Origin of the sequence: Pikeienuella sp., from assembly GCF_046290545.1 — a bacterium.
Classification (GTDB): Bacteria; Pseudomonadota; Alphaproteobacteria; order Rhodobacterales; family Rhodobacteraceae; genus Pikeienuella.
This window is the reverse complement of the sequence record NZ_JBKAGV010000018.1, coordinates 25,764-49,319: the sequence shown is the minus strand read 5'-3', so window position 1 is coordinate 49,319 and position 23,556 is coordinate 25,764. Positions and strand designations below refer to the sequence as shown.

Genomic DNA, 23,556 nt, shown 5'->3' with positions numbered 1-23,556 from the left:
ATGGAGGGGATCGACCCGGCCTCTTCCGAAACGATGCGGCTCTTCGCGCTGCTCGGCCAGCTCTTCGCCTTCTCGGAGGCGGAGATAAACGCGCTTGTAGCCGTCTTCGCGCGCGTCGGCGCCGTCGCCGCGCTGCTGCCGGGCTTCGGGGAAATGCTCGCCCCGGCGCGGGTGCGGCTCGTCGCCGCCATCGCGTTCACCGCGCTCGTATGGCCGACGGTCCTGCCCGGGCTCGACATTCCGACGGAGCCGCCGGTCGGCCAGACGGCGGAGCCGGGTCTCGCGCTCGGCCGCCTGATCCTGGCGGAGACGGCCTCGGGCCTCGCGCTCGGCATCGCGATCCGCTTCTTCGTCTTCGCGTTGCAGCTCGCCGGCGCGATGGCCGCGCAGGCGACCTCGGTGGCGCAGATCTTCGGCGGCGGCGCGACGCCGGACCCGATGCCCGCGATCGGCAACATCCTCGTCGTCGCCGGCATCGCGCTCGTGCTGGCGTCGGGCCTTCATGTGAAGGCGACGGCGGCGATGATCGGCTCCTACGAGGTGTTCCCCTTCGGCGTCTTCCCGGTGGCGGGCGATCTTGCGGAATGGGGCGTCGGCCGGGCCTCCGCGGCCTTCGGCCTCGCCTTCACGCTTGCCGCGCCCTTCCTCGTCGCCGCGCTCGTCTACAACGTGGCGCTCGGCGCGATCAACCGGGCGATGCCGCAGCTCATGGTCGCCTTCGTCGGCGCGCCGGCGATCACGGCGGGCGCGCTTCTCTTCCTCCTTCTCTGCGCGCCAGCCATGCTCATGCACTGGTCCGGCATGCTCGACGAGGCGCTCGCTGCGCCGTTCCGGGGACGCTGATGTCGGAGGAAGACGACAGCTCTTCGGGCGAAAAGACCTACGAGCCGACACAGCAGAAGCTCGACGACGCGCGAAAGCGCGGCGACATCGCCAAGTCCAACGACATTTCCGCCGCGGCGGCCTATTTCGGTCTCCTCGGCGGGCTCGGTCTGTTCGGCGCCGCCGCCGTCTCCACTTCGGGATCGACCCTCGCAGCCTATCTTGCGCGGGCGGAGACGCTGGCGCCGCGGCATCTCTCGATGGGCGGCGGCGCGCTCTCGCTCGGAATGGTCTCGGAGGCGATGGTCGGGCTCCTTCCGCTCTTCGCCTTTCCGTTCTTCCTCGTCATCGTCGCGCTCATTGCGCAGCAGGCCTTCGTCTTCGCTCCGGAGAAGCTGGAGCCGAAGCTCAGCCGCATCTCCCTGATCGCGAACGCGAAGAACAAGTTCGGGCCGACCGGCCTCTTCGAGTTCGCCAAGTCGGCGGTGAAGCTTCTCATCATCGCGGCGCTGCTCACGATCTTCCTCGCCAAAGAGGCGGACCGGGTGATCGGCCTCGTCCGGGCCGAACCGGCGATGGTGGCGGCGGAGATGTCCCGCCTCGCCTTTTCGCTCCTCATCCAGATCGCGGTAGTGGCGGCGGCCGTCTCTGCGGTGGACTATCTCTGGCAGCGGTTCGACCATGCGCGGAAGCTGCGCATGTCCTACCAGGAAATGCGGGACGAGGCGAAGAACGCCGAGGGCGACCCGATGCTGAAGTCCCAGCGCCGGCGCCGGGCTGAGGAGATCGCAACCAATCGGATGATGCACGACGTGCCGAAGGCCGCGGTCGTGATCGTCAACCCCACGCACTACGCCGTCGCCCTGAAATGGGACCGGAGCATGGGCGGCGCGCCCGTCGTCGTGGCCAAGGGCGTGGACGGCGTCGCCCTCCGCATCCGCGAGACGGCGGAGCGCGCGGGCGTGCCGATCCGGCATGATCCGCCGACGGCGCGCGCGCTGGAGGCGACCACGGAGATCGGGCGGGAGATCGAGCCTGCGCATTACCAGGCCGTCGCTGCGGCGATCCGCTTTGCCGAGGCGATGCGGAAGCGCGCGAAGGAGCAGGGACGATGACGCCGGAGGCTGCAGGCCGGCTCGTCGCGCTCGCGGCGCAGGCGAAGCTGCGGGACCTCGCCGCCTTCGCGGCCCTCCGCCGCCGCGACGCCGCGCTCATCGCCGCTTCGGTCGAGCTGGAGACGGCGGCGAGGGAGGAGGCGGCGGCCGCGGCCGAGGGCGGTCTCGCCGCACAGGTCGCGCTCGACGCCTTCCGCGCCGCGGTCCGCCTGCGCCAAGTCGAGATTGCGGCGCGGCGGCAGGCGCTCGGCCCGGAGCTCCTCGCCGCGGAGCGGGTCGCCGCCGGCGCGGCCGGGCGCGAACAGGCTGCCGAGCGTCTCCTGAAGGAGGCGCGCGCCACGCGGCGGGCGGCGGAGGCGCGGAAGGAGGAGCGGGAAAGGCCGTTGCCACGCGGCCGCCGGGCCGCATCCGGCTCGGCTCCATGACGCGGCGGCGCGACAGGGCGTTCCCCGCTCCGGCGGCTTCTGATACGGACCGCGGCGGCGGGTGCGGAGGGCTGCATGGTTCGGGCGGAGAGAAGGCTGCCCGCAGCCAGCAGCCCGGCAAGCGCCCGCAATCCCGGAATCTCATCTATGAAAGAAGGTGTTGTTAGAGAGTCTTCAAGTGTTGTAGACTGATAGTGGCGCGGTCTGGCGCCGCCCGGCGGGCGGTGAATGCGGACGGATGAACGGAGAACCGGAATGTCACGTTTTTTCAGAATGCTGGGCGCCGCCGCGGCGATCCTGTCTATCGGCCTCGTCACGGCGCCGGCGGCGCAGGTGGTCGAGGAGGGCGACGAGGAAGTCGAGCGCTATGTGCTCGCCCCGGGCGACCGTATCGACATTTCGGTCCTTGAGGACCCGTCGCTGAACCGGCAGGCGCTGATCCTGCCGGATGGGCGCATCTCCCTTCCGATCGCCGGTACGCTCCGCGCCACCGGCAAGACCCCGGAGCAGCTCGCCGCGGAGGTGCAGGGACGGCTCGCCAGCATCTTCGTGACGCCGCCGACCGTCACCGTGTCGGCCGTCGGGCTCGGCGCGCTGGGCGAGGAGGCGGAGCCGCAACCGTTGATCTACGTTCTCGGCGAGGTGCGCTCTCCCGGCGCGGTGCCGTTCGACGAGGAGACGCCGCTGACCGTGGTGCAGACCCTCGCCCTCGTTGGCGGCCCGGCGCCCTTCGCCGCGCGCAAGCGCATCCAGATCCACCGCGAGGTGGACGGGGTGAAGACCGTCGAACTCTTCGACTATGACGCGCTGGAGAGCGGGCTGTCGACCGAGGCCGGCCCGATTCTCGGCGACGGCGATGTCATCATCGTGCCCGAACGCAGCCTCTTCGACTGAGGCGCAAACCCCGATGCCATTCCCCGGCGCCGAAATCCGCCCGCGCTGGCGCAGCGTCCTCGCCGGGGCGGCGCTGGCGTCGTTCGCCGTCGGCGCGGCGAAGGCGGATGGATGGACCATCTCCGGCGCCCTCTCGCAGCGTTTCGGCGCGGACAGCAACCTGACCCTCTCGCAAGGCGGCGACGACCCGACCTTCAGCTCGACGACGACCGGGAACCTCGCCATCTCCAGCGAGACCCCGCGAACGTCGCTCAGCTTCAGCCCCGGCTTCCGGGCGACGCGGTTCATCGGCGAGGGCGGCCAGAACCAGATCACCCCGAGCTTCAGCGGCGGCCTCTCGCACCGCGTCGGGTCGCTCGACCTCAGCAGCGGCCTTTCTCTCGACATCCGGCCGACGGTCTTTTCCGAACTGGAAGAACTGGATGACGGCTCCACCGATCTTGACGTCATCCAGCGGAACGCCACCGCGATCAGCCTGCGCGCCTCTGCCGGCGCGGGCTACCGGATCGACTCGCGCAACCGGTTCAATCTCGGCACGAACCTGTCCATCCGGCGCTTCACCGACGATGCGGACACGCTGACGCCCAGCACGACGATCGGCGCAAGCGGCGGCTTCGCCCACAGCATAACCGACCGGACCACGGTCAATCTGAGCACCGGGCTGAGCCGCGTGACCTTTGGCGGGACCAACGATTCGGAATCGGTCACGGCCAGCTTCGGCGGCGGCGTCAGCACCTCGATCAATCCCGGCTTCACCTTCGGCGGCCAGGTCGGGCTCAACTACACGGAAACGACGCGCCCCGGCGACAATGACAGCAGCCGCGTCGGCTTCAGCTTCTCGACCAGCGCCGGCTACGCCGTGAACGAGGCCACCAGCCTCTCCTTCAGCGCGGGTCAGTCGCTCCAGGCCAGCGCCACCGGCGAGTTGCAGGACCGTCTGCGGGTCAACCTCGGCCTTGGCCACAGCATCAACACGCGGGAAAACTTCTCGTTGTCCCTCGGCCTCTCGCGGCAGAGCCTCGCATCGACTCTGGTTGGCGGCGGCTCCGGCTCAACCCTCGTGCAGACAAGCGTCGGCTATCAGTTCGCGATCACGCCGGAGCTTAACGCCGGGCTGAACTACAGCCTCCGGCTGCAGCCGGAGGAGAGTCTGGATTCCGCATCCCACCGGTTGTTCTTCACGATCTCGAAGGCCTTTACGCTCCAACCCTGAAAGGCCGCCGCCCCCTTGCCGCAGGGGGACAGGCGAATTGCAGGGCGGGCCTTGTTGCGACATAAGGGCTTGGGGGGTGGTCATGTGGAATCCGGCGTCGAGAGGCGTGTCTCTGTCGCGTAGCGAGGTATGCAGGCGTGTCTGATCCGGCTCCGGGCGCATCGGTCTCTTTCGATGGCGGCCGCAAGTCCTCGGTCGCGATCGTTCCCGGCCTGGTCGGCCTTCTCGACGCGTTCCTTCTCGGCCTCTGCGCGCTGCTCACCTATCGCCGGCTCGTGATCTTTTCGTACGAGACCGTGGACATCTACGTGGCGACGACCTTCTTCGTCTGCTTCCTCGCCCTCTTCCTCTTCCAGCGCGCCGGCCTCTACGAGATCGACGCGATCATGCGCCCGCTTCGCTTTTCGGACACGGTGATCGCCGCGATGGCGACCTCCGTCCTCTTCTTCCTCAGCATCGTGGTCGCGCTCAAGGCGGGCGCGGGTTTGAGCTTCACCTGGCTCCTCGCCTTCGCCGGCTCGGGCGTCGTGGTGCTGATCACCGCGCGCATGCTCGTCTACCTGTTTCTTCTCAGACTCTCGCGGAAGGAGCTCATCGGCCGCAGTCTCGTCGTCTACGGGGACGGGGAGCAGGCCCGCCGGTTCCTGAAGCGGATCGACGAGGTCCGCCCCTACTTCACCGTGGTGCGCGGCGTCTACGCCGATGCGGGCGAGCAGGCGCCGACCGAGGTCGCCGGCCGCCCCGTCCTCGGCGGAACGGACAGGCTCCTGCGGGACGTGCGCGCCGGCTGGATCGACGACATCGTGATCGCCCTGCCCTGGAGCGAGGATCTCGAACTCGCGCGCATCGTCGAGCGGCTGAAGGAGCTGCCGGTCAACGTCCACATCGCGAGCGATCTCGTGGGCTTCCGGCTCAGGTTCCGCCCTGTCCTCGGCTCGCTGCAGCAGCTCTCGATGTTCGAGGTGGAGCGGCGGCCGATCGCCGGCTGGAGCTCGCTGCTGAAGGCGCTGGAGGACTATCTCTTCGCCGGAGTCGCATTGCTCCTCCTCAGCCCGCTTCTGCTGATCGTCGCCGTGGCGATCAAGATCGACGATCCGAAAGGGCCTGTCTTCTTCATGCAGAAGCGGCTCGGCTTCAACAACCGGCCGTTCGAGATCTACAAGTTCCGCTCGATGTATCACAACCGGCCGGACGAAGCCGTCGTCCGTCAGGCGACGAAGGGCGACCCGCGGGTCACCCGCGTCGGCCGCATCATCCGCGCGACGTCGATCGACGAGCTGCCGCAGCTCTTCAACGTCCTGAACGGGACGATGTCCCTCGTCGGCCCGCGGCCGCACGCGCTCGACCATAACGAGGAATACGGCAGGCAGATCCGCGGCTACTTCACCCGCCACAAGGTCAAGCCGGGGATCACCGGATGGGCGCAGGTCAAAGGGTTGCGCGGCGAGACCGAGGATATCGCGAAAATGGAGGCGCGCATCAGGCACGACATATATTATGCCGAGAACTGGTCACTCCTTTTCGATCTCCGGATCCTGGTGATGACGGCGCTGGTGGTATTCTTTCAGAGATCCGCTTATTGATCGCCTGTTGCGCGTTGATCGCGCGTTGCATTGAGCCGAAATCATTTACTCTTCGTTTGCTAACTGCGGTCTCCCGAATTTCGCATGCGCGGTGAGGCCGCGCCGTCACGGAGATCAGCCATGTCCAACCCTTTCGATTCCCGCGCAGCCTCCCTTTCAGGCCCGGGCCTCGACTATGCGCCGGTCGACCCGTCGAATTCGGCGGCGCTGCCCGACGTCGCCATCGCGCTCTATGTGGAGGCGGGCGGCGCGGTGCGCTTCGTGAGCCAGAAGGGCGCCACGCGGACAGTGACGGTCCCGGATTACGGCTGGGTGCTCTGCGGCGTCCGGCAGGTGCTCGCGACCGGAACGACCGCCGGCGGAATCCACGCCATCGTCGTCAGCTGAGGCGCCGGGATGCGGCTCACTCCCATTCCCGCCTTCGTGGCGCGGCGCGGGCCCGGCGGGCTCACGGCGTCCCTGTCGGCGACGATCCCGCATGACGCGGCGGTCGCCGCGCTCGGCCCGATCCGGGCCTTCGGCGCCGCCGGCCCCCTTTCCCTGCCCGGCGGCGACCTTTCCGCAGCGCCGGGAAGCGCCGGCGGGCGCTTCACGACGTCGACCGCCGCGGGCGCGATCTCCGTGACCTTCGACAGGAACGGCCTCGGCGACGGGTTCGCCGAGGGCGAGTCGGTCACGACCGCGATCGGCCCGGCCGTCGCCGACGGCGTCTCGTCCGTCCCGGCGCGGCTTCGGGTGACCGTGCGCCGCGCCTATGCCCCGCCGCAGCTTCTCGGCCCGATTCCCGATCAGGTGGACCTTCTCCCATGACAACTCAACTCGACGTTTCGCTCAATTTTTCCGGGGGCGGGCTGACCTTCTCGGCCGAGGGCCTGCCGCCCGGTCTCTCCATCGATCCGACGACGGGCATCGTCTTCGGCACGCCGACCGCCGTCGGGGCCAGCACGGTCACCGTGACGGCCGCGAACGAGAGCGGTCAGGCCCTTGCGAGCTTCTCCTGGCGGATCGAGGCGGCGAGCCTGCCGGTCAACACCGCCGCGCCCGAAATCCTCGGAACCGCCGCCATCGGCGGAAGCCTGACGGCCGAGCCCGGCTCATGGACGGGCCAGCCAGAGCCGACCTTCGGATACCAGTGGCTCCAAAACGGCGTCGCCATCCCCGGCGAGACTGGCGAGGCCTATCTCGCGACCGCCGCCGATGTCGGCGCGAGCCTCTCCGTCGAGGTCACGGCGTCCAACAACCTTGGCGCGGCCAGCGTGACCAGCGGGTCCGTCGTCGTCTCGGGCGTGAGCTTTGCGACCGAACTCACGCTCTCGCCCTTCGCGACCGGCCCCGGCGGCGCTGCGCCGATCTTCTCCGGGCGGCGGGAGCAGAACAGCGGCCTTGTCTTCGTCTCGGGCGCGGGCGAGCCCGGCGAGATCGTGCAGGGGCGGATGGTCCGCGCCTCGGACGGCGCGGCGGTCTCCGCATGGATGGACATCGCGACGGCCGACGCGGGCGACGGCTCCTTCGAGGGCTGGATCGAGGGCGCGCCGCGCGGGTTCGACGCGCTGCGCGCCGAGGTCCGTTACCGTGATGCGGGCAACGCCCCGGCCGCGACCTCGAACGCCTGCTTCATCGGTTGGGTGATGTCGCTCTTCGCGCAGTCTGACCAGCGGTGGCTCGGGGACACGAATTTCGAGGGCGTCTCGCTCACGCCGACCGTGGCGCTGGCGGACAACGCCGTCCGCGTCATCACGCTCCAGCGGGACGCGCTCACGCCCGCGCCGGTGACAGCCGCCAACCTGCTCGTCTTCGACGTGGCGGGCTCGCCCGCGGCCGGGCGCGACCCGGTCTGGCGCTTTGCGAACACGCTGGCGGAGGTGCTGACGGATGGCCCCATCGTCGTCATGGGCCACGCCGTTTCCGGCACGAACGACCGCCAGACGGTGAACGACAGCGACAACGGCCGCTTCTGGGAGGATGAAGTCCTCATCGCGCAGGCGGGCCAGCCGCATCTCGTCGAGACGGACCGGCCGGTGGCGCTCGATCTTGTCTACTGGGCCTATTCCTCGTCGGCCAACTACACCACCTCTGCCCAGGCGCTAGGCATCACGGGGCGCATCGCCTTCGGGGTGGACCCGTCCGGGGCCCCGGTCGCGCCCGGCGCGTTGATCACCGAGTTCGGCGGGTCATTCAACTACATCCAGGACCATTCCTGGGCGGAGATCTACGACTGGACGCACAGCCGCCTCGCCTTCCGGGAACACCCGAACCCGCCGGTCGTGGATGCGCAGAAGGCGTTCATCGGCCATCCGGTGTACGGGCAATACGTTCTCGGCTTCCCCAATGTCTTCTCCCCGGCATGGCTCACGAACGGGACGCGCAACCCGGACGGGACATGGTTCGACGCCGGCCACGCCTCCAATAATCAGGTCGGCGGCTTCTCGGAGATCGCCGCGCTGGCGGCGGCGGGCATGGCCTACGCCGTGGGCGCTTTCGATCCGGGCGACATCATGCTCGACTATGTCGACTGGCCGACGGCGCCGGGCGACGATCCGAGATACGTCCATGTCGGCATCGCGGGGCGGGACGTCACGACGATGCGCGAGCTCCACGCGGCGGAGGTTCCGCCGGTGGAGATCGGCGGCGATCAGGTGCTCGGCGGCGTCCTCGGCTTCACCGTCAACGGAGCGCGGACGATCGACACGGCCCTCGTGACCCATGAAGGCTTCCGGCGCATCCGCGTCGGGAAGCAGGACGGCTCGGACTGGACCAACGCGGACGTGCTCGCCTACGATCCGCCTTCGATCAACTATGTCGGCCTGCCGCCGGACCCGGAGGGCGACGACCTCAAGGACACGCTCGCGCGGTTCCTGGACTTCCCGATCGTCGAAAGCGGCCTCGCCACGAAGCCGGGCCTGCCGCTCCTCGGCCAGGTCGAGGCGGGGCTCTTCACGAACCCGCTCCCCGCGTCCGCCGTATCCTACACCGTGGTGGAACACGCCGGCTTCGACGCCATCGCGGCGGGCGCCCCAGCCAACCTGGCGACAATCGCCGGGCACGACGGCTCCCCTCTCATCATCTTCGTGGCGACCAGCAGCTCGTCCGGTTCCGACACGGGCTATCCGAACGCGGCGACCCTCGGCGGCGCGAGCATCCACCCGCAGACGGTCCGGTGGGCGAGCAGCGCCTTCAAGCTCAACCTCTACCACGTCGCCTCGCCAGGGACGGGCGACCTGGACCTCGATGTCGGATACGCGGCGAACGCCAACGGCGGCACCTTCATGGTCGTCAGGGTGGACGCGGGCCAGCTCGGCTCGCCGCCGACCGTCGCCGCCAGCGGCGGGACGCCGATCACGACGATGGCGCCCGGCGTCGCTTCGCCGCAGGGCGGCTCGACCGCGCTGCACATGATCATGGCGAGCGGCCCGACCACGGGCGTGACGCTCGGCGGCGCAGGCGCATGGGACGCCGCCGCCGTCGAGCTGAGCGGCTCGCACTGGACCCGGCTCGGCGTGGTGGAGGACGTGGGCGGCGGCTCGGCCTCAGGCTTCTCCGCCTCGTTCGCTCCCTCGCAGCGCGTGCTTCACGCGACGACGTTCATCCGCCCGCCGGCGACATAAGGGCGCGGGCGGCGGCGCCTTCCCCGGCAGGGCGGTCGCGACGGAGTCGAGGATCCCACGAACCGCGCACATCGCCCCGCGCAAACCCCTGTGGCAAACCCCTGCGGCAAACCGCACGACGCCCGGCCCGAAAGGGCCGGGCGTTCACGCGCCCTTGATGAGCCTCCGCCGCAGCCAGCCGGAAACCGTATCCATGAACATCACCATGAGGACGATGAGGACCATGTAATAGGTCACCTCTTCCCAGTCCTTCTGCGTGATGATCGCCTGCGTGAGCAGCAGCCCGATCCCGCCTCCGACGATGGCGCCGATCACCGTGGCCGAACGGGTGTTGGACTCGAGATAGTAGAGCACCTGGGAGAGGATCACCGGCATCACCTGCGGGATGACGCCGAAGCGATAGCGCTGCACCGGCTTCGCGCCCGTGGAGCGCACCCCCTCGATCTGCTTCTCGTCCACGTTCTCCAGCGCTTCGGAGAAGATCTTCCCGAATGTCCCGGTATCCGTGATCAGGATGGCGAGCGAGCCGGTCAGCGGCCCCGGCCCGAAGGCGCGGGAGAGGATGATCGTCCAGATCAGCCCGTCCACCCCGCGCAGGAAGTCGAAGAGCCGCCGCACGCCGAACCGGGCCGCCGCCGCCGGGGCGAAGTTCTTCGCCGCGACGAAGCCGAGCGGCAAGGCGATGATCGCCGCGCCCATCGTGCCGAGGAAGGCCATCAGGATCGTCTCGAAGATCGCCCAGGCGACATCCCCGTGCCGCCACATCCTGTTGGTCCAGAACTCGGAAAGCATGTAGCCGAGATTGGACCGCGCCTCGTCGATCCGCGGCTCCCAGAGCGCGAGCGCCGTGAGCTCGCCGAGGGAGCGGCCGGAGAACGGGCTGTCCAGCGTGAAGAAGAAGAGCTCCCAGCCCGCGAAATAGCGGAACGCCTCCGTCCTGTTGCGGGTGAGGGAAAGGCGCCCCGCCTCGGTGTTGATCGCGACGCGCGTGTCGGAGGCGTTGATCCAGTCGGGGACCTCGGAAAGCGCGGGCGGAAGAACCAGCGCGATCCGCCGCCCCTCGGTCCGCAAGACGATCTCCCCGAATTCCGGGTGGAGATAGCGCGCGCCCTCCGGCTCGAAGACCGCCGCATGGCCGTCCCGCAGCGCGATGCGGACGCCGCCTTCCGTCTCCTCAACCCAGTCGGGGAAGGTTCCCGCCGGATAGGCGCCCTTCGCCTCGCCCTCGATGGCGGCCGTGATCTCGCCGTTCCGGTTGTCCTTCGTGACATGCGTCTTGTAGCTCCAGAAATCGGAAACAAGGATCGCTGCATTGTCGAGCCGCGCCCGCTGCGCGAGGCCGGGCAGGTCGAAGGCGAAGAAGATATAGACGAAATAGAGGAGGATCGCGGCGGGAACGCCAAAGGCGACGATCCGCTTCCGCCGGAACAACCCGTGCGCCGCCTCCCGATGGCCGCCTCCCAAAGCCACGCTCATCGCATCGCTCCCTTCACGAGCCGGTCCCGATAGACGCTGGAGATCTGGTCCACCACCACGATGGTGATGAAGAGCACGATGAAGATCGCCACCACCTCGTCATACCGCCCCTGCCCCCACTGGAAGGCGATGCGCAGGTCATAGCCGATGCCGCCCGAGCCGACGAAGCCGAGGATGGCGGAGGCGCGGATGTTGATCTCGAATCGCAGCAGCGCATAGCTGATCCAGTTCGGGGCGACCTGCGGCAGCACGCCGAGCCACATCCGCTGGAGCCAGCCGGCGCCGACGGATTGCAGCCCCTCCACCGGCTTCATGTCCGCATTCTCCGCCGCCTCGGAGAAAAGCTTGCCGAGCGCGCCGGCGGTGTGGATCGCGATGGCGATCATTGCGGGCACGGGGCCGCCGCCGATGATGAAGATGAGGACGAGCGCGATCACGATCTCGGGGATCGCGCGCATCCCGTCCATCATCCGCCGGAAAAGCCCGATCAGCCGCGGCCAGCGCGCCAGCCCGCGCGTCGAGAGAAGCGCAAGCACGATTCCGAGAAGCCCGCCGAGCAGCGTCGAGACGGCGGCGATGTTCACCGTCTCCACCATCGAGGGGATGAAATGGACCACGAGGCCGGGAAGGTTCGCCGCCTTCTCCGCCGCCTCGGAGACGACCTCGGAGGGGAACTGGAAGATGTTGAGGATGCCGCTCCAGAATCCGCCCGCGTTCCTGTCGTCCGCGAGCCGGAAACCGGCGACCATCAGCACGATGAAGATGGCGAGGAGCACGCCGCCATAGAGCCGCTTGCGCCGCACTTCGGCGAAATACGCCTCGCGGATCGTCGGCCCGCCCGCGCGCGCCGCCCCGGCTGTCGCCTCTGTCATCGGATCATCCTGTCGGAAGAGGGGCGGAGGGCCGGAGCCCCCCGCCCCGGTTCAGCGGAGGCGGCTCAGCCCTTGGACTTCCGCGCCTCGATGATCGAGATGTAGGCGTCATGGTTGATCGGCTGGAAGCCGAGCGCATCGCCCGCCATGAAGTTGTAGGCGCATTCCGGGTCCATGTAGGGCAGCGACGCGATCAGCGTGGTCATGTCGATCTTCACCCGCTCCGGCAGCGCCTTGCGCAGCACGACCGGGCCTTCCGGGATCGGCTTGGAGCGCCAGATCTCGACCATGTCGTTCATGTCGACGAGGCCGGCGTCCACCGCCTTGCGGAGCGCGCCGGAATTGAACCCGTCCTCCCAGGCGCCCATGCCGTCGGCCCAGGTCACGCCCGCGTCGACCTCGCCGTTGGCGACGGCGACGATGGTCTGCTCATGGCCGCCGGTGAACTTCACCTCGCCGAAATAGGCGCCGTTCTCCATCGTGGCGCCGGTCTGCTGCGGGATCTCGATGGAGGGGATGAGGTAGCCCGAGGTGGAGTTCGGGTCGCCGAAGGCGAAGACCTTGCCCTTCATGTCGTCGAGCGAGGCGATGTTCCGGTCCTTGCGGGCGAAACCGATGGAATAATAGCCGTAGGACTTGTCGAGATTGGTCTTGACCATGACCGGCTCGACCGCCTCGGGGTCCGTCAGATAGGCCTTGGCGTAGGCGGAGGCGCCGAGCCAGGCCATGTCGATCGTGCCGCCGAGCAGGCCCTGGATCACGCCGTCATAATCGGCGGGGGTGAAGAGCTTGGTCGGAACGCCGAGCAGCTCCTCGGTCTTGGCGCGGAAGCACTCGTTGGAGGTCATCCGGTCCTGCGCGTTCTCGCCGCCGAGCACGCCGATGCGGAACTCGGTGATCTCCTGCGCGCCGGCGGCGCCGGCGAGCGTCAGCGCCGCGATAGCGGCGGCGATGAAGGTCTTCGTCGTCTTCATGTTCACTCTCCCATGAAAAACGGCCCGGCCGGGAGGGCCGGGCCGGATGTCGGCCTCAGTTCAGGGTCGGCGCCTTCGTCTTCAGCGCGCGGGCGACGACCTTGTCCTCGATGTTGAGCGTCTCGAGCTCCGTCGACGTCGCCGCCTCCGAGAAATCCTCGCCGGCGCCGTAGATCTCCCGCGCAACCGCGGTTGTCAGCTCGGAGGAAGGGCCGTCGAACACGATCCGGCCCGCCCGCATTCCGATCACCCGGTCGCAATAGCGCCGCGCGGTGTCGAGCGTGTGGAGATTGCAGATCACCGTCCGCCCGTCCTCCGTATGGATCCGGCGCAGCGCCTCCATGACCGCCTGCGCGTTCATCGGGTCGAGCGAGGCGATGGGCTCGTCCGCCAGCACCATCTTCGGGTCCTGCATCAGCGCGCGGGCGATGGCCACGCGCTGCTGCTGCCCGCCTGAGAGCGCCTCCGCCCGCTTCGCCGCATGCTCCGCGATGCCGAGCCGCTCCAGGATGTCGAGCGCGCGCTCGATGTCGGAGCGCGGAAAGAGGTTGAACATAGTGGCGAGGGCGGAACGGCGGTTCAGCGCGCCGAAGACGACGTTGGAGGCGACGTCGAGCCGGGGGACGAGGTTGAACTGCTGGAACACCATCGCGCATTCGGCCTGCCAGCGGCGCATCTCCGCGCCCTTCAGCGCCAGCACGTCCCGCCCCTCGACGAGGATGCGCCCCGAGGTCGCGTCCGTCAGCCGGTTGATCATGCGCAGCAGCGTGGACTTGCCGGCTCCGGAGCGGCCGATCACGCCGATCATCTGCGGCGTCTCGACGACGATCTCCGCCCGGTCGACAGCCGTGGCGGCGCCGAACGTCTTGGTCAGGCTCTCGATGTGCAGAAACATGGCGGCCCTTTGAAGCTTCAGGAGCCGCGCTAAAGGCGCCGGGAGGCGATTCCGTTACGGATTCGTAAAAGTTCTGTGACGCCCCGCTTCGCGCTCAGGCCGCCCTGCGCGCCCGCACGTTCGCCGCGGCGAAAGCGGCGATGAAGGCCGCCGTCATCAGCAGCACGATGGTCGGCGCCGGCGCGCTGTCGAGGAAGAAGGAAAGCCAGACGCCGAGGAGCGAGGAGCCAAGCGCGACCGCGACGGCGACCGCCAGCATCGCCCCGAACCGGCGCGTCACGAGAAAGGCGACCGCCCCCGGCGCGATCAGGAGCGCGATGGCGAGGATGATCCCCGCCGCCTTCAGCGCCGCGACGATGGTGAGCGCGAGGAGCGCGAGGAGCCCGTAATGCAGCACGCGCACCGGCAGGCCCGCCGCGCGCGCATGGGCCGGGTCGAAGGCGTGCAGCATGAAATCCCGCCACTTGACCAGCAGCACCAGAGAAACGAATGCCGCCGCCGCGCCGGTCTCCCAAAGGTCCCGCGCGGAGACGCCGAGAATGTCCCCGAAAAGGATATGGTCGAGATGGAGGTCCGTCTCCGAGGCCGCGAACATCACCACGCCGAGGCCGAACATGCCGGAAAACACCACGCCGAGCACCGTATCCGGCTTCACCCGGCTGTGTTCCTGCAGATATCCGGCGGCGAGCGCGCAGACCATGCCGGCGGCGAAGGCGCCGAGCGCGATCGGCAGGCCGATCATCCAGGCGCCGACGACGCCGGGGAGCACGGCATGGGAAATCGCATCCCCCATCAGCGCCCAGCCCCTGAGCACGAGGAAGCAGGAGAGGAGCGCGGCGGGAACGAAGACGAGCGCGGCGATCAGCATCGCATCCGTCATGAACGGGAAGCGAAACGGCAGGAACAGCGCCTCCATCACGCGGCCCGCCGGATCGCCGCCGCCCGGATACGCCGCGCGGCGATCCGCCCGTGCTTCGGCGCGAGGAAGAAGGCGGCAAGGAAGAGGAGCGTCTGGAGAACCACGATCGTCCCGCCCGTCGCCCCGTCGAGGAAATAGCTGAGATAGGCTCCCGCGAGGCAGCTCCCCGCCCCGAGGAGGACGGCAAGGAGGATGAGCCGCGGGAACCGGTCGGTCAGCAGATAGGCCGTCGCCCCCGGCGTCACCACGAGGGCGATGACGAGGAAGGCGCCCACCGTCTGCATCGCCGCCACCGTCGCCGCCGCGAGCAGCGTGAAGAACACGCCTTTCAGCAATCCCGCGCGGAGCCCGATCGCCCGCGCATGCGCCTCGTCGAAGAACACCGCCATCAGGTCCCGCCAGATCAGAAGCAGGATCGTGAGCGAAACCCCGCCGATGATCGCAAGCTGCAGCGTATCCTCGGGCGTGATCGCGAGAATCTCCCCCATGATGATCGTCTGCACGTTCACCGAGGCGGGCGAGAGCGACACCATGAAAAGCCCGAGCCCGAAGAAGGAGGTGAAGATGAGGCCGATCACCACATCCTCCTTCAATCCGCTCCGCTGGTTGAGGAACAGCATCGCCGCGGCGGCGAGCCCGCCCGAGAGGAAGGCGCCGAAGGCGAGCGGCAGGCCGAGCATGAAGGCGCCGGCCACCCCCGGCACGATGGAATGCGCCAGCGCATCCCCGATCAGGGACCAGCCCTTCAGCATCAGGAAGGCGGAGAGAAAGCCGCAGAGCGCGCCGACAAGCGCGGAAACCCACATGGCGTTGACCATGTAGCCATAGGCGAGGGGTTCGGCCAGCGCGCTCACTTCGCCTTCTCATCGTAGAGGACGAAGGGCCGCTCGTCATCCGTCAGCACGGTGACGGTGCGCGCGTCGTCGTCGTCATGGAGGTCCGGCCCGCCGAGGTCGAAGCGCCGCAGCGCGCCGCCGAAGGCGCGGGCGAGATTGGCGTGGGTGAAGACCTCCGCCGTAGGCCCGTAGGCCAGAACGGTCCCCTTCACCAGCGCCACCCGGTCGCAGAATTCCGGCACCGAGCCGAGATTGTGGGTGGAGACGAGCATCACCCGCCCTTCCTCCCGGAGCGCCTTCAGCAGCGCGACGATGGCCGCCTCCGTGTCCACGTCCACCCCGGTGAACGGCTCGTCGAGCAGGATCACCTGCGCGTCCTGCGCCAGCGCGCGGGCGAGGAACACCCGCTTCCGCTGCCCGCCCGAAAGCTCCCCGATCTGCCGGCGACGGAAGGCCGCCATCCCCACCCGCTCCAGCGCCAGGTCCACCGCCGCCCGGTCCCTCGCGGAGGGGCGGCGGAGGAAGCCCATATGGCCGTAGCGGCCCATCATCGCCACGTCCTCGACGAGGACGGGGAAGGACCAGTCCACCTCCTCCGCCTGCGGCACATAGGCGACAAGGTTCTTCCGCACCGCCTCCCTGACCGGCAGGCCGAGGATGCGCACCTCGCCCGAGGCGGCTTCGAGAAAGCCCATCGCCGCCTTGAAGATGGTGGATTTTCCCGCCCCGTTCACGCCCACGAGCGCGGTGATGGAGCCCTTCGGGACGGTGAAGCTCGCATCCCGGAGCGCCACGACGCCGTTGCGATAGGCGACGGTGACATGGGAAACGTCGAGCCCCGCCGCCTCGCTCATTCCGATAGCCCCTCCGCAATGGTCTGCGCCGTCACCCGCAGCAGGTCGAGATAGGTCGGCGCCGGCCCGTCCGCCTCGCTCAGGCTGTCCACATAGAGCACGCCGCCATAGGAGGCGCCCGTCTCCCGCGCGATCTGCTGCGCCGGGTCGGCGGAGACCGTGCTCTCCGAGAAGATCACCGGGATGTCGTTCGCCCGCATAGTATCGATCACATTCCGCACCTGGCTCGGCGTCCCCTGCCGGTCCGCGTTGATCGGCCAGATATAGAGTTCCCGGAGCCCGAAGTCGCGGGCGAGATAGCTGAACGCCCCCTCCCCCGTCACCAGCCAGCGCCGGTTCTCCGGCAGGGCTTCGAGCGCGGCGCGGATCGGCTCGGCCACCGCGTCGATCTCCGCCATATAGGCTTCGGCGTTGGCGCGATAGGTCTCCGCATTCGCCGGGTCGGCGGCGATGAAGGCGTCGCGGATATTGGCGACATAGGTCTTGGCGTCCGTCGGGCTCATCCAGGCATGCGGGTTCGCCTTGCCCTCATAGGGGCCTTCGGAAATGCCGATGGGCTCCACCCCCTCGGAGGCGACGACGGCGGGAACGTCGCTCAGGTTCCGGAAGAACCGCTCGAACCAGAGTTCGAGGCCGAGCCCGTTCCAGATGACGAGATCGGCCTCCTGCGCCCTGAGGATGTCGCGCGGCGTCGGCTGGTAATTGTGGATTTCCGATCCGGGCTTGGTGATCGACTCCACCTCCGCCGCATCGCCCGCGACGTTCTGCGCGATGTCCGCGATGACGGTGAAGGTGGTGACCGCCTTCAGCTTTTCGGCGGCGGCGGGGCTTGCGAGGGCGGCGAACGCGAGTGCGAATGCGGCGAGGCGCGTCATGGGGGGCTCCGTTGGAAGTTTAGAATGATAATGAGAACGATTTGCATCTTGTCAAGGCGCGGCCAGTTGCGACCCTTCGCATTTACGCGCCCCGCAGCCGCCGTTATGATGGGACCATGACCGGATCGAACGCCACCGCAGCGGAAATGGAGGAGGCGCTCCGCGCCGACGGCGTGCGCATAACGCGCCAGCGCGCCGCCCTTCTCAAGGTCCTCGCCGAGGCGGACGACCACCCGGACGCGAACGAGCTTCACCGCCGCGCGCGGGAGATCGAGGAAACGGTCTCCCTCGCCACCGTCTACCGCACCCTCTCCGCGCTTGAGTCACAAGGCGTCGTCCACCGCCTCGCCTTCGAGGGCGCCCCCGCGCGGTTCGAGACGACGGACGCCCCGCATCACGACCACATCATCGACGTGGAGACGGGCGCGGTGATCGAGTTCCGGTCAGAGAAGATCGAGGCGCTTCAGGCCCTGATCGCGGAGGAGCTGGGTTACGAGGTCGTGCGGCACCGGCTGGAGCTGTATTGCCGGAAGCGGAGATAGCTCAGCTCAACCAGCGCTTCCGCCGCCGATAAGACCGCGTATCCCGGAAACTCTTCCGCCCCTTGTCGGACATCCCGAGATAGAATTCCTTCACGTCCGGGTTCTCCCGCAGGTCCTTCGCGGGCCCGTCCATCACCACCCGGCCGGACTCCAGAATATACCCGTAATGCGCGTAGCGGAGCGCCACGTTGGTGTTCTGCTCCGCGAGGAGGAACGTCACCCCCTGCTCCTCGTTCAGCCGCTTCACGATCTCGAAGATCTGCTCCACCAGCTGCGGCGCGAGGCCCATCGAGGGCTCGTCGAGGAGGATCGTCTCCGGCCGGCTCATCAGCGCGCGGCCGATGGCGCACATCTGCTGCTCGCCGCCTGACGTATAGCCCGCCTGGCTCTTCCGCCGCTCCTTGAGCCGCGGGAAATAGGTATAGACAAGCTCCAGGTCTTCCGCCGTCTCCTTCGCGCTCTTGCGCGTATAGGCGCCGGTGAGGAGGTTTTCCTCCACCGTGAGATGCTGGAAGCAGTGCCGCCCCTCCATCACCTGGATCACGCCCATTTTCACGAGCGTGGAGGGGTTGAGGTCCGCGATGGGCTCGCCCTTGTAGAGGATGCGCCCCTTTGTCACCTCACCCCGCTCCGAATGGAGCAGGTTGGAGATCGCCTTCAGCGTCGTCGTCTTGCCCGCGCCGTTGCCGCCGAGCAGCGCGACGATCCCGCCCTTCGGCACGGAAAGGCTGACGCCCTTCAGCACGAGGATGACGTGGTTGTAGATCACCTCGATATTCGAGACGTCGAGCAGGGTTTCGGTCTTGGCGCCGTCGAGCATCGGGGAAATCCTGTGGCATGGGTCGCCCCCGGCCCGCATCGGGGCCGGGGGCGCGGTCAGGTCACTCGCAGGTGCGCGGCGTGATGTTGTTCTCGGAGGCGTAGGCCATGCTGTCCGCCTCGATCAGCGGCTGCACCACCTCCTCGTCCGGCGTGTAGTAGTCCGAGACGATCGTCCAGGTCTTCGCCGCCGCGTCCCATTGCTGGATCGCGCCGAGGCCCGGCGCGCCATGGTCCGCACAGGAGATCGCGATCGGCGCGGTGAAGTTCGGGAAGCCGAGCTCGGCCCAGCGTTCCGCAGAGATCGAGAGGTTCTCCATCCCGTCCCGCATCATCGCCGGGGTGATCTGCGCGACGCCGTGGATCTCCTGCGCCTTGCGGATCGCCTCGACCGTCACGATCGCCGCATAGAGGCCGCGGTTGTAGAGCACTTCGCCCGCCTTCGTGCCGTCGCCGGCGGCGTTCCCCTTGTCGTAGACATGGGTCTTGAGGTCCGCATAGATCGGGAAGTCGCTCCCCGGGCTGTGCCAGGTGATCGCCTTGTAGCCGTTCGCGCCGTCGCCCGCGGGCAGCACGTCCGTCTCCGCGCCGGACCACCAGACGCCGATGAAATTCTCCATCGGGAACTTGATGTTCGCGGCCTCCTGCACGGCGACCTGGTTCATCACGCCCCAGCCCCACATGAACACGAAATCGGGCCGCTCGCGCCGGATCTGGAGCCACTGGGATTTCTGCTCCTGCCCCGGATGGTCCACCGCGATCAGCGTCAGCTGGTAGCCGTGCTTCTTCGCGAGGTCCTCCAGCGTCCGGATCGGCTCCTTGCCATAGGCGCTGTTGTGATAGACCAGCGTGATCTTCTTGCCCTCGAGGGAGCCGCCGGACTGGTCCATCGCATATTTCACGATGATCGAGGCCGCGTCCCAATAGGTGCCGGGATAGTTGAACACCCATTCGAAGACCTTGCCGTTGGCGGCGGAGGTGCGGCCGTAGCCGATGGAATGGACGGGGATCTGGTCCACCGTCGCCTTGGGGATCAGCTGGTAGGTGATGCCGGTGGACTGCGGGATGAAGACGAGCGAGCCCTCGCCCTTCAGCGCCTCATAGCACTCGACGCCCTTCTCCGTGTTGTAGGCCGTCTCGCATTCCCGCTCGACGATCGGCACGCCGCCCACGCCGCCGTCGCGCGCGTTGACGAGCTTCAGGTAGTCGGAGAAGCCGTCCGCATAGGGAATGCCGTTCGGGGCGTAGGGCCCGGTCCGGTAGTTCAGTGTCGGGATGACGAGGTCGGCGAGAGCCGGCGCGGCCGCCAGCATCGTCGCCGCCGCCATCGCGGTGAAAGCGCCCGTTTTCATCTTGGTCAGTCCTCCCTGAGGGTTCACGTCTTGAAGTCCTGCCCCGGCTGCCCCGGAGTCTCGCGGTCCGGCCATCCTAGTGCGGGAAGGGCCAGAGCCGAAGTTTTTCTTTGGCGAGCCGCCAGAGCTGCGCCAGCCCGTGCGGCTCCACGATGAGGAAGCCGACGATCAGCAGGCCGACGACCAGAAGTTGCACATGCTGCGCAAGGTCAGCCGGCCAGCCGAGCGAGCCGACCAGAAGGTTCTTCAGCAGCACCGGCAGCAGCACCATGAACGCGGCGCCGACGAACGAGCCGAAGATCGAGCCGAGCCCCCCGATGATGATCATGAAGAGGACGAGGAAGGACTTGTCGATGTTGAACGCCTCGCCCACCTCCGCCGCGCCGAGATAGACGGAGAAGAAGAGCGCGCCCGCGAGCCCGACATAGAAGGAGGAGACGGCGAAGGCCGTCAGCTTCGCCTTCAAGGGGTTTACGCCGATGATCTCCGCCGCGATGTCCATGTCGCGGATCGCCATCCATTCCCGCCCGTTCCGCCCCCGCGTCAGGTTCCGCGCCACCCAGGCGAAGACGAAGACGAAGACGAGGCAGAAGAGATAGGTCGCCCAGGCCGGGCTTTCCGGCCCCGTCACCGCAATCCCGAAGATCGTCCGCTCCGGCGCCGTGATCTGCCCCGTGGCGGAATAGTTGTAGAACCACGGCACCTTGTTGAAGAGCCAGACGAGGAAGAACTGCGCCGCCAGCGTCGCCACCGCGAGGTAGAAGCCCTTGATGCGGAGCGAGGGGAGGCCGAAGAGCAGCCCCACGCAGGCCGTGATCCCGCCCGAAAGCAGGATGATGAAGAAGATGTTGAGGTCGGGAAAGGCCGTCATCAGCTTGTAGCAGGCGAAGGCCCCGCAGGCCATGAACCCGCCCGTGCCGAGGGAGACCTGCCCGCAATACCCCGTCAGGATGTTGAGCCCGATCGCCGCCAGCGCATAGATCAGGAACGGCAGCAGGATCGCCTTTTCCCAGTAGTCGTTGATGATGAACGGCACGACGAGGAAGGCGAAGCCTATGACGAGGAAATAGCGCCAGCGGTCGAAGGCGATGGGGAAGGTCGCGGCGTCCGCCGGGTAGGACGTCTTGAAGTCTCCGGCCTCGCGGTAGAACATCTTACACCCTCTCGATGATCTTGTCGCCGAAGAGCCCCTGCGGGCGGAAGACGAGGAAGAGGAGCGCCAGCATGTAGGCGAACCAGTTCTCCGTCGCGCCGCCGATCATCGGGCCGATGGAGAACTCGAAGAGCTTCTCCCCCACGCCGATGATGAGCCCGCCGACGATGGCGCCGGGGATCGAGGTGAAGCCGCCGAGCATCAGCACCGGCAGCGCCTTCAGCGCGATGAGCGATAGGGAGAACTGCACGCCGAGCTTCGCGCCCCACATGATCCCCGCCACCAGCGCCACGAACCCCGCAATGGCCCAGACGATCACCCAGATCGCGCGGAGCGAGATGCCGACGGAAAGCGCCGCCTGATGGTCGTCCGCCACCGCGCGGAGCGCACGGCCCGTCTTGGTGTATTGCGAGAAGAGCGTGAGCGCGATCACCAGCGCCACGGCGATCATCGTCGCCCAGACGTCCAGCACGTCGATATACATGCCGTAATACTCGGAGCCCTCCGAGGCCCAGCCCATCGTCTGCTCTTCGAGCCAGAAGGAGCCGCCCTGCGGCAGGCCGACATCGAGCTTCTTGATATCGGCGCCCCACATCAGGTCCCCGAACCCCTCCATGAAGAAGGCGAGGCCGATCGTCGCCATGAAGAGGATGATCGGCTCCTGGTTCACCAGATGCTTGAGGATGTAGCGCTCGACGAGGAAGGCGAAGAGGATCATCACCGCCATCGAGCCGAGAATGGCGAGGATCGAGGGCAGCTCCCAGCCGAAATGATGCAGCTGCGTCCCGAAGATCGCGTTGATGAGATGCGCGAAGGGCACCTGCCCCGTCTGCAACCCCACCAGCGTCAGCGCCGCGAAGAGCGCCATGACGCCCTGCGCATAGTTGAAGATGCCGGAGGACTTGAAGATCAGCACGAAGCCGAGCGCGACGAGCGAATACATCACCCCGGCCATCAGCCCGTTCAGGATCACTTCCAGGGTGTTGAGAACGACGGGATCCATCACTCGGCCTCGCTCATGGAGACGACCCCGGCGGAAACCCCGTGCTGGGCGTCATGGTAGGAGGAATAGACGAGGCTGCGGCCCTGCCCGCTCGGGTCTTCGAGGAAGGCGCGGGCGTTGATCACCGCCTCGTCGGAGGACTGCCCCACATAATCGGGATAGGTCTCCTTCATCAGCCGCGCGAAGCGCTCGGCGGTGAACGCGCGGGTGACGACGGCGCAGCGCTCGCTCTTCGGCGTGTGTTCGACGACGATGACGATCTCCCCCGCCAGATCGTCGCGGGAGACCCAGTAGGAGAGGCTCCGCCCTTCGAGATCGGCGTAATCCGGCACGGTGGGATAGCGCTGGATCACCTCGGCTCCCGCGGAGACGAGCAAGGAGACGTCAGGCGCCGCGCCCTGCTGGATCGGCCGGGCGCAGCGCTCCTGGAACCAGCTGACGAACCGCTCCGCAACATCGTCGGACGCCGCGGCCGGCGCCGCCGCGAAAGAGACCGCGAGCGCGGCGGCGAGCGCCCTATTCATGCGGCACCCCGAGATAGGCGTCGATCACCGCCTGGTCGTTCCGCACCTCGTCCGGCGGCCCGTCCCCGATCTTGCGGCCATAGTCGAGCACCACCACGCGGTCGGAAATGTCCATAACCACGCCCATGTCGTGCTCGATGAGCGCGATGGTCGTTCCGAACTCGTCGTTCACGTCGAGGATGAAGCGGCTCATGTCCTCTTTCTCCTCCACGTTCATGCCCGCCATCGGCTCGTCGAGGAGGAGGAGCGAGGGCTCCGCCGCCAGCGCGCGCCCCAGCTCCACCCGCTTCTGGAGGCCGTAGGGCAGCCGCCCCACCGGCGTCTTGCGGATCGCCTGGATCTCCAGGAAGTCGATGATCCGCTCCACCGCCTCGCGATGCTCCGTCTCCTCCCGCTCCGCCGCGCCGAACCAGTAGGCCTGGGCGAACATCGAGGCCTTCATCTTCGTGAGCCGGCCGGACATGATGTTGTCCAGCGTCGACATGCCCTTGAAGAGCGCGATGTTCTGGAAGGTGCGGGCGATGCCCTGATGCGCGATCTGGTGCGGCTTCATCGGCCCGCGCTTCGCGCCCCGGAACCAGACCTCGCCTTCCTGCGGGTGATAGAACCCGTTGATGACGTTGAGCATGGAGGATTTGCCGGCGCCGTTCGGCCCGATGATCGCCCGCACCTCGCCCTCGCGGATGTCGAAGGAGATGTCGGAAAGCGCGGTGACGCCGCCGAAGCGGAGGGTGATGTTCTTCACCTCCATCACCGGCCCGCCGATCCGCCGCCCGTCCGGCGTCACGAAGCCCTGCCCCATGTC

At 67.9% G+C, this 23,556-nt stretch carries 24 protein-coding genes; 10 read left to right on the top strand and 14 right to left on the bottom strand.

Going from position 1 to position 23,556, the window contains the following annotated elements; translation table 11 throughout:
- From ACE37J_RS21190 to ACE37J_RS21150, 9 genes are all read left to right on the top strand, one after another.
- Entirely contained in the window at nt 1–843 is an 843-nt protein-coding gene (locus tag ACE37J_RS21190) for a flagellar biosynthetic protein FliR (protein WP_409715634.1), read from the top strand.
- Complete coding sequence (locus ACE37J_RS21185) at nt 843–1,937, top strand: flagellar biosynthesis protein FlhB (RefSeq protein ID WP_409715631.1); 1,095 nt, start codon at nt 843–845, stop codon at nt 1,935–1,937. Before ACE37J_RS21190 ends, ACE37J_RS21185 begins: the two co-directional genes overlap by 1 nt.
- Nucleotides 1,934–2,362, top strand: a complete 429-nt coding sequence (locus ACE37J_RS21180; protein WP_409715629.1) for a hypothetical protein — start codon at nt 1,934–1,936, stop codon at nt 2,360–2,362. Before ACE37J_RS21185 ends, ACE37J_RS21180 begins: the two co-directional genes overlap by 4 nt.
- A gap of 255 nt (nt 2,363–2,617) precedes the next feature.
- On the top strand, nt 2,618–3,256 hold the full coding sequence (locus ACE37J_RS21175) for a polysaccharide biosynthesis/export family protein (protein ID WP_409715626.1): 639 nt from the start codon (nt 2,618–2,620) through the stop codon (nt 3,254–3,256).
- Between the two features lie 13 nt (nt 3,257–3,269).
- Entirely contained in the window at nt 3,270–4,469 is a 1,200-nt protein-coding gene (locus ACE37J_RS21170; RefSeq protein ID WP_409715624.1) for a hypothetical protein, read from the top strand.
- Between the two features lie 137 nt (nt 4,470–4,606).
- Nucleotides 4,607–6,052 carry an undecaprenyl-phosphate glucose phosphotransferase gene (locus ACE37J_RS21165; protein WP_409715621.1) on the top strand — a complete coding sequence of 482 codons (1,446 nt, stop codon included), beginning with the start codon at nt 4,607–4,609 and terminating at the stop codon, nt 6,050–6,052.
- Between the two features lie 120 nt (nt 6,053–6,172).
- Entirely contained in the window at nt 6,173–6,439 is a 267-nt protein-coding gene (locus tag ACE37J_RS21160) for a hypothetical protein (RefSeq protein ID WP_409715619.1), read from the top strand.
- A 9-nt stretch (nt 6,440–6,448) separates the two neighbouring features.
- Nucleotides 6,449–6,862, top strand: coding sequence for a hypothetical protein (locus ACE37J_RS21155; RefSeq protein WP_409715617.1), 414 nt, complete (start codon nt 6,449–6,451; stop codon nt 6,860–6,862).
- Nucleotides 6,859–9,657 carry a putative Ig domain-containing protein gene (locus ACE37J_RS21150; RefSeq protein ID WP_409715614.1) on the top strand — a complete coding sequence of 933 codons (2,799 nt, stop codon included), beginning with the start codon at nt 6,859–6,861 and terminating at the stop codon, nt 9,655–9,657. Before ACE37J_RS21155 ends, ACE37J_RS21150 begins: the two co-directional genes overlap by 4 nt.
- A 144-nt stretch (nt 9,658–9,801) precedes the next feature.
- Here the strand turns inward: ACE37J_RS21150 and phnE (ACE37J_RS21145) are convergent, their stop codons facing one another.
- From phnE (ACE37J_RS21145) to ACE37J_RS21110, 8 genes are all read right to left on the bottom strand, one after another.
- A complete protein-coding gene (gene phnE / locus ACE37J_RS21145; RefSeq protein ID WP_409715611.1) occupies nt 9,802–11,133 on the bottom strand; it encodes a phosphonate ABC transporter, permease protein PhnE in 1,332 nt (443 codons plus the stop codon).
- Nucleotides 11,130–12,005: a phosphonate ABC transporter, permease protein PhnE gene (gene phnE / locus ACE37J_RS21140; protein ID WP_409715608.1), complete on the bottom strand. Its 876-nt coding sequence runs from the start codon at nt 12,003–12,005 to the stop codon at nt 11,130–11,132. The genes phnE (ACE37J_RS21145) and phnE (ACE37J_RS21140) overlap by 4 nt, the downstream gene beginning before the upstream one ends.
- A gap of 65 nt (nt 12,006–12,070) precedes the next feature.
- Nucleotides 12,071–12,979, bottom strand: coding sequence for a phosphonate ABC transporter substrate-binding protein (gene phnD / locus ACE37J_RS21135; RefSeq protein WP_409715605.1), 909 nt, complete (start codon nt 12,977–12,979; stop codon nt 12,071–12,073).
- A 55-nt stretch (nt 12,980–13,034) separates the two neighbouring features.
- Nucleotides 13,035–13,874 (bottom strand): phosphonate ABC transporter ATP-binding protein, encoded by an 840-nt coding sequence (gene phnC, locus ACE37J_RS21130; protein ID WP_409715602.1) that lies wholly within the window; start codon nt 13,872–13,874, stop codon nt 13,035–13,037.
- A 94-nt stretch (nt 13,875–13,968) separates the two neighbouring features.
- Nucleotides 13,969–14,790 carry a metal ABC transporter permease gene (locus ACE37J_RS21125; RefSeq protein ID WP_409716055.1) on the bottom strand — a complete coding sequence of 274 codons (822 nt, stop codon included), beginning with the start codon at nt 14,788–14,790 and terminating at the stop codon, nt 13,969–13,971.
- Nucleotides 14,790–15,647 carry a metal ABC transporter permease gene (locus ACE37J_RS21120; protein WP_409715599.1) on the bottom strand — a complete coding sequence of 286 codons (858 nt, stop codon included), beginning with the start codon at nt 15,645–15,647 and terminating at the stop codon, nt 14,790–14,792. The genes ACE37J_RS21125 and ACE37J_RS21120 overlap by 1 nt, the downstream gene beginning before the upstream one ends.
- Nucleotides 15,644–16,483: a manganese/iron ABC transporter ATP-binding protein gene (locus ACE37J_RS21115; protein WP_409715596.1), complete on the bottom strand. Its 840-nt coding sequence runs from the start codon at nt 16,481–16,483 to the stop codon at nt 15,644–15,646. Before ACE37J_RS21115 ends, ACE37J_RS21120 begins: the two co-directional genes overlap by 4 nt.
- The gene (locus tag ACE37J_RS21110; protein ID WP_409715594.1) at nt 16,480–17,358 is read right to left on the bottom strand and encodes a metal ABC transporter substrate-binding protein; all 879 of its coding nucleotides are present in this window, start codon (nt 17,356–17,358) and stop codon (nt 16,480–16,482) included. Before ACE37J_RS21110 ends, ACE37J_RS21115 begins: the two co-directional genes overlap by 4 nt.
- Nucleotides 17,359–17,474: 116 nt before the next feature.
- Here ACE37J_RS21110 and ACE37J_RS21105 point away from each other — a divergent pair, with 116 nt between their 5' ends.
- Complete coding sequence (locus tag ACE37J_RS21105; protein WP_409715591.1) at nt 17,475–17,900, top strand: Fur family transcriptional regulator; 426 nt, start codon at nt 17,475–17,477, stop codon at nt 17,898–17,900.
- A 1-nt stretch (nt 17,901) separates the two neighbouring features.
- Here ACE37J_RS21105 and ACE37J_RS21100 read toward each other — a convergent pair whose 3' ends face one another.
- From ACE37J_RS21100 to ACE37J_RS21075, 6 genes are all read right to left on the bottom strand, one after another.
- A complete protein-coding gene (locus ACE37J_RS21100; protein WP_409715588.1) occupies nt 17,902–18,720 on the bottom strand; it encodes an ABC transporter ATP-binding protein in 819 nt (272 codons plus the stop codon).
- A 61-nt stretch (nt 18,721–18,781) separates the two neighbouring features.
- A complete protein-coding gene (locus tag ACE37J_RS21095; RefSeq protein WP_409715585.1) occupies nt 18,782–20,071 on the bottom strand; it encodes an ABC transporter substrate-binding protein in 1,290 nt (429 codons plus the stop codon).
- A gap of 76 nt (nt 20,072–20,147) precedes the next feature.
- Entirely contained in the window at nt 20,148–21,224 is a 1,077-nt protein-coding gene (locus ACE37J_RS21090) for a branched-chain amino acid ABC transporter permease (RefSeq protein ID WP_409715583.1), read from the bottom strand.
- Between the two features lies 1 nt (nt 21,225).
- Nucleotides 21,226–22,227 carry a branched-chain amino acid ABC transporter permease gene (locus tag ACE37J_RS21085; RefSeq protein WP_409715580.1) on the bottom strand — a complete coding sequence of 334 codons (1,002 nt, stop codon included), beginning with the start codon at nt 22,225–22,227 and terminating at the stop codon, nt 21,226–21,228.
- Nucleotides 22,227–22,751 carry a hypothetical protein gene (locus ACE37J_RS21080; RefSeq protein ID WP_409715577.1) on the bottom strand — a complete coding sequence of 175 codons (525 nt, stop codon included), beginning with the start codon at nt 22,749–22,751 and terminating at the stop codon, nt 22,227–22,229. Before ACE37J_RS21080 ends, ACE37J_RS21085 begins: the two co-directional genes overlap by 1 nt.
- The gene (locus ACE37J_RS21075) at nt 22,744–23,553 is read right to left on the bottom strand and encodes an ABC transporter ATP-binding protein (RefSeq protein WP_409716052.1); all 810 of its coding nucleotides are present in this window, start codon (nt 23,551–23,553) and stop codon (nt 22,744–22,746) included. Before ACE37J_RS21075 ends, ACE37J_RS21080 begins: the two co-directional genes overlap by 8 nt.
- Between the last annotated feature and the right edge of the window lie 3 nt (nt 23,554–23,556).

Bases quoted from the DNA above. Each gene is read 5' to 3' on its own strand.
- ACE37J_RS21175 (WP_409715626.1), top strand. From the start codon at position 2,618: ATGTCACGTTTTTTCAGAATGCTGGGCGCCGCCGCGGCGATCCTGTCT.
- ACE37J_RS21090 (WP_409715583.1), bottom strand. From the start codon at position 21,224: ATGTTCTACCGCGAGGCCGGAGACTTCAAGACGTCCTACCCGGCGGAC.
- ACE37J_RS21110 (WP_409715594.1), bottom strand. From the start codon at position 17,358: ATGACGCGCCTCGCCGCATTCGCACTCGCGTTCGCCGCCCTCGCAAGC.
- ACE37J_RS21085 (WP_409715580.1), bottom strand. From the start codon at position 22,227: ATGGATCCCGTCGTTCTCAACACCCTGGAAGTGATCCTGAACGGGCTG.
- ACE37J_RS21190 (WP_409715634.1), top strand. From the start codon at position 1: ATGGAGGGGATCGACCCGGCCTCTTCCGAAACGATGCGGCTCTTCGCG.
- ACE37J_RS21075 (WP_409716052.1), bottom strand. From the start codon at position 23,553: ATGGGGCAGGGCTTCGTGACGCCGGACGGGCGGCGGATCGGCGGGCCG.
- ACE37J_RS21185 (WP_409715631.1), top strand. From the start codon at position 843: ATGTCGGAGGAAGACGACAGCTCTTCGGGCGAAAAGACCTACGAGCCG.
- ACE37J_RS21150 (WP_409715614.1), top strand. From the start codon at position 6,859: ATGACAACTCAACTCGACGTTTCGCTCAATTTTTCCGGGGGCGGGCTG.
- ACE37J_RS21180 (WP_409715629.1), top strand. From the start codon at position 1,934: ATGACGCCGGAGGCTGCAGGCCGGCTCGTCGCGCTCGCGGCGCAGGCG.
- ACE37J_RS21155 (WP_409715617.1), top strand. From the start codon at position 6,449: ATGCGGCTCACTCCCATTCCCGCCTTCGTGGCGCGGCGCGGGCCCGGC.
- ACE37J_RS21100 (WP_409715588.1), bottom strand. From the start codon at position 18,720: ATGCTCGACGGCGCCAAGACCGAAACCCTGCTCGACGTCTCGAATATC.
- phnE (WP_409715608.1), bottom strand. From the start codon at position 12,005: ATGACAGAGGCGACAGCCGGGGCGGCGCGCGCGGGCGGGCCGACGATC.
- ACE37J_RS21170 (WP_409715624.1), top strand. From the start codon at position 3,270: ATGCCATTCCCCGGCGCCGAAATCCGCCCGCGCTGGCGCAGCGTCCTC.
- phnD (WP_409715605.1), bottom strand. From the start codon at position 12,979: ATGAAGACGACGAAGACCTTCATCGCCGCCGCTATCGCGGCGCTGACG.
- ACE37J_RS21160 (WP_409715619.1), top strand. From the start codon at position 6,173: ATGTCCAACCCTTTCGATTCCCGCGCAGCCTCCCTTTCAGGCCCGGGC.
- ACE37J_RS21105 (WP_409715591.1), top strand. From the start codon at position 17,475: ATGACCGGATCGAACGCCACCGCAGCGGAAATGGAGGAGGCGCTCCGC.
- ACE37J_RS21125 (WP_409716055.1), bottom strand. From the start codon at position 14,790: ATGGAGGCGCTGTTCCTGCCGTTTCGCTTCCCGTTCATGACGGATGCG.
- ACE37J_RS21095 (WP_409715585.1), bottom strand. From the start codon at position 20,071: ATGAAAACGGGCGCTTTCACCGCGATGGCGGCGGCGACGATGCTGGCG.
- ACE37J_RS21115 (WP_409715596.1), bottom strand. From the start codon at position 16,483: ATGAGCGAGGCGGCGGGGCTCGACGTTTCCCATGTCACCGTCGCCTAT.
- phnC (WP_409715602.1), bottom strand. From the start codon at position 13,874: ATGTTTCTGCACATCGAGAGCCTGACCAAGACGTTCGGCGCCGCCACG.
- ACE37J_RS21080 (WP_409715577.1), bottom strand. From the start codon at position 22,751: ATGAATAGGGCGCTCGCCGCCGCGCTCGCGGTCTCTTTCGCGGCGGCG.
- phnE (WP_409715611.1), bottom strand. From the start codon at position 11,133: ATGAGCGTGGCTTTGGGAGGCGGCCATCGGGAGGCGGCGCACGGGTTG.